This window comes from Sphingopyxis sp. SCN 67-31, from assembly GCF_001725095.1.
In genome coordinates, this window is record NZ_MEFH01000217.1 from 1 (window position 1) to 5,017 (window position 5,017).

General features: G+C 66.8%; 7 protein-coding genes. 1 reads left to right on the forward strand and 6 read right to left on the reverse strand.

Translation table 11 applies throughout. The features are described from left to right. From ABS88_RS24425 to glmU, 5 genes are all read right to left on the reverse strand, one after another. On the reverse strand, positions 1-779 hold a 779-nt coding region (locus ABS88_RS24425), incomplete at its 3' end, for a glutamine--fructose-6-phosphate aminotransferase (protein ID WP_502686188.1). 17 nt (positions 780-796) lie between these two features. After that, the gene (locus ABS88_RS24430; RefSeq protein ID WP_286750860.1) at positions 797-1,177 is read right to left on the reverse strand and encodes a type II toxin-antitoxin system VapC family toxin; all 381 of its coding nucleotides are present in this window, start codon (positions 1,175-1,177) and stop codon (positions 797-799) included. After that, a complete protein-coding gene (locus ABS88_RS24435; protein ID WP_058811806.1) occupies positions 1,174-1,548 on the reverse strand; it encodes a ribbon-helix-helix protein, CopG family in 375 nt (124 codons plus the stop codon). Before ABS88_RS24435 ends, ABS88_RS24430 begins: the two co-directional genes overlap by 4 nt. Positions 1,549-1,586: 38 nt before the next feature. Further along, positions 1,587-1,901 (reverse strand): hypothetical protein, encoded by a 315-nt coding sequence (locus tag ABS88_RS24440; protein ID WP_286750861.1) that lies wholly within the window; start codon positions 1,899-1,901, stop codon positions 1,587-1,589. Then, positions 1,898-3,256, reverse strand: coding sequence for a bifunctional UDP-N-acetylglucosamine diphosphorylase/glucosamine-1-phosphate N-acetyltransferase GlmU (glmU, locus tag ABS88_RS24445; RefSeq protein ID WP_286750862.1), 1,359 nt, complete (start codon positions 3,254-3,256; stop codon positions 1,898-1,900). The genes ABS88_RS24440 and glmU overlap by 4 nt, the downstream gene beginning before the upstream one ends. 60 nt (positions 3,257-3,316) lie before the next feature. Here glmU and gph point away from each other — a divergent pair, with 60 nt between their 5' ends. Beyond that, the gene (gph, locus tag ABS88_RS24450; protein WP_286750863.1) at positions 3,317-3,979 is read left to right on the forward strand and encodes a phosphoglycolate phosphatase; all 663 of its coding nucleotides are present in this window, start codon (positions 3,317-3,319) and stop codon (positions 3,977-3,979) included. Here gph and ABS88_RS24455 read toward each other — a convergent pair. Next, positions 3,976-4,989 carry a nucleotidyltransferase domain-containing protein gene (locus tag ABS88_RS24455; RefSeq protein ID WP_286750864.1) on the reverse strand — a complete coding sequence of 338 codons (1,014 nt, stop codon included), beginning with the start codon at positions 4,987-4,989 and terminating at the stop codon, positions 3,976-3,978. The two genes, gph and ABS88_RS24455, sit on opposite strands and share 4 nt — an antisense overlap. Positions 4,990-5,017 lie beyond the last annotated feature (28 nt).

The following is a 5,017-nucleotide window of genomic DNA, read 5'->3' on the forward strand; positions in this document are numbered from 1 at the left end:
GGCTGCTCGAAAATCTCCTTCTGCATGAAGTGGCGGTAATTGCCCTTCTCGACCGCCGCGGCGGTGACGCCCGACGTCGTGATCTCGCGCGTCACCGGATTGTTGTCGGCATCATGGATCTGTGCGCCGTCCTTCGTGATGACGACCCAGTCGCCTTCTTCGAGGTAGGAAATCTTCTGCGTCAGCGGCGCAAGCGCGAGCGCATCGGAACCGAGATAGGTCTCGCCCTCGCCATAGCCGACGACGAGCGGCGAGCCGAGGCGCGCGCCGATCAGCAAATCGGGATGCTGGCGAAAGGCGATGGCGAGCGCAAAGGCGCCGCGAAGCTGCGGCAGCACCGCCTGCACCGCCTCCTGCGGCGATTTGCCCGCCTCGACCTGTTCCGAAACGAGGTGCGCGACGACTTCGGTGTCGGTTTCGCTTTCGAACACGCGGCCGCGCGCCTGCAACGCCTCGCGCAGCGGCTTGAAATTCTCGATGATCCCGTTGTGGACGAGCGCCACTTCCTGCGTCGCATGCGGGTGCGCGTTGCTCGTCGTCGGGGCGCCGTGGGTCGCCCAGCGCGTGTGCGCGATCCCGACGGTGCCGGGCGCCGGATGGCCCGCGAGTTCCTTGACGAGATTATTGAGCTTCCCCTCGGCGCGGCGGCGGATCAGCTGGCCATCCTCGACCGTGCACACCCCCGCCGAGTCATAACCGCGATATTCCATGCGCCTCAGCCCGTCGACGAGGCGATCCGCCACCTGGGCCTGGCCGATAATTCCGATGATTCCGCACATGGGGGCTATGCTTTCTTCTAGAGCGTGTAAGGAACGCGGATGCCCGGCATCGCCGCCGGAAAATCCTTGATGTTTCGGGTCACGAGAACGCGCCCCCTGATCTGGGCCGTCGCAAGTATGATGGCATCGGGCGATTTCAACCGCGGCCGATCGCGGCGCAGCGCCGCGGCGCGCTGGGCGATCTCTTCGTCGATTTCATCAAGCCCGAAGTGCGAGAGGAACGCGGTCGCCTCGCGGACGATGGCTTCATGTCCTTTCGACAGCACTTCGATCCACGCCATGCGGCTGATCCACGGTCGCGAACCATGGCTTACCGCACGTTGAATCTCCGCGCGGGCTGGCGGGTAGCCCGCGAGCGCATCGATCACGATATTGGCGTCGAAAGCATAACCGCTCACGGCCGGGGCGGTGCCTTGGGCGCAGGATATTTGCCTGCAAGCATATCGAGATAGAGCTGGCGCTGCCGATCATCCTCGGCATCGAACAGGTCGGGAGATTCGGCCCGAACCTCCTCATAATCATCGTCCCACGGGCGCGTCCATTCCGCGCGCCGGCGCCGGGCATAATCGGCCGGATCCTCTGCCAGACCATGCCTGGCCCAAAGGCCGAAGCCCTGATCGATCCAGTCGCCACCCTCGAGCGAGGGCTGCGCATTATAGGCCGCCACCGCCTCGCGCAGTACGGCCGCGCGACTTTTGCCCTGCTCGCGCGCGATGCGGTCAAGGCGCTCGATGTCCTCATCGGGCAGGTCGGCAAGTATCCGCGTCATTGATATACTGATATCATATCATGATATCATGTCAATCCTCACGCGCGCCCGAAATTGCGGTCGACGAAGGTCATCGCGAATTGCACCGGATCGGCGGGGCGGCCGTGCGCGGCGGCGAATTTGACGCGGCCGTCGTCCCATATCTTGCGGATCTGCGCCGAAAGGTCGGGCGCGAACTTCATCTGCTGCGCGACCATCTCCTGCCAGCTTCCGGTAAGGCCCAGGCTGTGGCGCAGCGTCGGCTCCATCGCCGCGCAATAGGCGCGCGTCGCCTCGTCGAGATGCCCGATCGCGTCGAGCACCCAGGCGTCGACATAACGCAGGAAGGGCTTGTCCTCGTACCGGTCGCTCATGCCTTTTTCTCCGCCGCCTTCTTCTTGCGCATCGCATCGTGGAAGCGATCGGCCCAGCCGGGCTTCACCGACTGTTCGGCGCGGACGAGGCGCAGTTCGCCATCCATCACGTCGCGCGTCACCGTGCTGCCTGCCCCGACGATCGCGTCGGCGCCGATCTTCACCGGCGCGACCAGCGCGCTGTTCGATCCGATGAAGGCGCGTTCGCCGATTACCGTCTGATATTTGAAATAGCCGTCATAGTTGCAGGTGATGGTGCCCGCGCCGATGTTCGCGCCCGCCCCGACCGTCGCATCGCCGATATAGCTGAGGTGGTTCGCCTTGGCGCCCTTGCCGAGCACCGCCTTCTTCACCTCGACGAAATTGCCGACCTTGGCCTTGTCTTCCAGCACCGCGCCGGGGCGCAGCCGGGCATAGGGGCCAACCTCGCACCCCGCACCGATGCTCGCGCCCTCGATATGGCTGAAGGCGCGGATCGTCGCGCCGTCGGCGACGCGGACGCCGGGGCCGAAGACGACATTGGGCTCGACCGTCACGTCGCGGCCGATTTCGGTGTCCCAGCTGAACCAGACCGTTTCGGGCGCACGCAGCGACGCGCCGCCCGCCATCGCCCGTGTACGACGCTCACCCTGCCACCACCGCTCGGCATCAGCCAATTCGCTGCGGCTGTTGATGCCTTGGACTTCCAGCTCGTCGGCGCGAACGGTTACGCAGCGCCTGCCGTCGCCGATCGCGAGGTTCACGATGTCAACAAGGTAATATTCCTTCGCCGCATTGTCGTTGGTCACGCGCGCGAGCAGCGCAAACAGGTCGCGCGACCTCACCGCCATCAAACCGGAATTGCAGATCTGGCATGCGCGCTCTACGTCGCTCGCGTCCTTATATTCGACCATCTTGGCGATCTGGTCGCCTTCGCCTTCGATCACCCTGCCGTAATGATGCGGGTAGCCCGTGAAAAAGGTGAGCACGACAACCGCGGGCGCATCGGCGGCGTTCAGACGATCGACCATCGCCCGCATCGTTGCCGTGGGGACAAAAGGCACGTCGCCATAGAGGATCAGCACATCGCCGGTGAAGCCCGCAAGCGCGCCTTGTGCCTGCTGCACTGCATGCCCCGTGCCGAGCTGCGGCTCCTGTACCGCCAGCGCCGCGCTGCCCGCCAGCGCCGCCTCGATCTGGTCGGCCTTGTCGCCCACGACGACGACCTTCTTCGCGGGCGCCAGCGCATCGACCGCGGCCATCAGATGCATCAACATCGGTCGCCCTGCGATGGGGTGCAGCACCTTGTGGAGGTCGGACTTCATGCGGGTGCCCTTGCCCGCGGCAAGGATGACGGCGGCGATTGCATTGCTCATGCCGCGTGCCATGCCAGCAAATCATTGCGGATTCCAGAGCGAGCGGCCATGCGGACCGGCATGAGCGACTTTCCCTTCCGCATCGTCGGCTTCGATCTCGACGGTACGTTGGTCGACACCGCGGGCGACCTCACCGCCGCGGTCAACCATGCGCTGGCGCGGATCGGACGCGCGCCGCTCGCCGAAACCGTGGTGCGGCCGATGATCGGGCTCGGCGCGCGTCACATGCTCGAACAGGGACTGATCGCGACCGGCGGCGTTCCGGCGGAGGATTTCGATCGCTTGCTCGGCGAGCTGCTTGCCTATTACGAAGCGCATATCGCGGTCGAGAGCCGCCCCTACCCCGGCCTGATCGCGGCGCTCGACGCGCTGGAGGCGCGCGGGGTGCGCTGCGCGGTGGCGACCAACAAGGCCGAACATATGGCGCGCAAGCTGCTCGGCGAACTGGGACTGGCGGATCGCATGGCGGCGATCGTCGGCGGCGATACGCTCGGCGTACGCAAACCCGCGCCCGAACCGGTGCTGGCGATGATCGAACGGAGCGGCGGCGGGCGAACCGCCTTCGTCGGCGATTCGGTCTATGACGTCATGGCGGCGCGCGCCGCCGGCGTGCCCAGCGTCGCGGTGCGCTTCGGCTTTCTCGACCGCCCCGCCGAAGCCTTGGGCGCCGACCATCTGATCGGCCATTATGACGAGCTTCTGCCACTGCTGGCGGGACTCTAGCCCTTCCGCCACTTCGTCCAGAGGTGCTTCGCGAGCATCACCGGCGGCATGCGCAGCCAGTGCGAGCGGATGTAGAAAGCCTGCTGCAACGCGAAATGCGTGGGTCGCCCCCAATCGTCGCGCGCGAGCAAGCGGCGGACGAACCAGCCATCGCCCGGCTCGCGCCGGTCCCAGCCGGGCGGCAGCGCCGCACCGTAAAGATCGCGCGCCAACCGGGCGGCGCGATGCACCGGCGCGCGCAGCCCATGAAGCGCGGCGCGCGCATCGAGCTCGCCCCAGAAACCCGCATTGGCGGCGGCGAAGTCGCGCGTCAGGCAATGGAAATCCCACAGATTGCGCAGGCCGCCCTGCAAGTCGCCGTCGGCGAGCAGATGCGCGGCGCAGTGGCACGCCATGTCGGTCGGACACAGCACGGCAAAACCGCCATCGGCCAACACCGCATCGCCGATCATCGCCAGCGCATCGGGCGTCACCCGATGCGTGCGCGGCAAAATCGTATGGTGGACGTCGATCATCCGGTCGCGCGCCTTGTGGATCAAGGGCGGCAGCTCGTGCATATGCTCGCGGTAATAGGCGTCGTCATAGGGATCGGGCTTCACCCATTCCCATCCGGCCTCGATCAACTCCTTTTCGGCGCGGCCGATGTCGTGCCAGCCGACCAATATGTCGAGATCGCCGATCTGGCGCCCCTCGGCGCACGACAGGCCCGCCGCCGCATAGGCAGTGCCCTTCAACAGCACGAACGCAATCCCCTCGGGCGCGAGCGCGCGGCGCGCCATCTCGGCCTCCCACAACGCCTGCGCCCGCGCGACCGCGGCGGCGGCGCGCTGGTCGGCGAACAGCGCCGCGACGGGCGGCGGCAGCGCCGCATGCTGAAGCCGGTGCGCGAGCGTCGCGAGCAGCGCCTCGGCGCGCGCGGCGCCGATCACCCCGTCCCAGTCGCGCGGCGCAAGGCCGTCCGCATCGCGCCGCACCGCGAGCAGATCGACCAGCGTGCGCACCGCGCTCATCGCACTGCCCCCGCCCATAATTGCTCGA

Coding starts and splice junctions, on each gene's coding strand:
- ABS88_RS24435 (WP_058811806.1), bottom strand. CDS start 1,548: ATGACGCGGATACTTGCCGACCTGCCCGATGAGGACATCGAGCGCCTT.
- ABS88_RS24440 (WP_286750861.1), bottom strand. CDS start 1,901: ATGAGCGACCGGTACGAGGACAAGCCCTTCCTGCGTTATGTCGACGCC.
- glmU (WP_286750862.1), bottom strand. CDS start 3,256: ATGAGCAATGCAATCGCCGCCGTCATCCTTGCCGCGGGCAAGGGCACC.
- gph (WP_286750863.1), top strand. CDS start 3,317: ATGAGCGACTTTCCCTTCCGCATCGTCGGCTTCGATCTCGACGGTACG.
- ABS88_RS24455 (WP_286750864.1), bottom strand. CDS start 4,989: ATGAGCGCGGTGCGCACGCTGGTCGATCTGCTCGCGGTGCGGCGCGAT.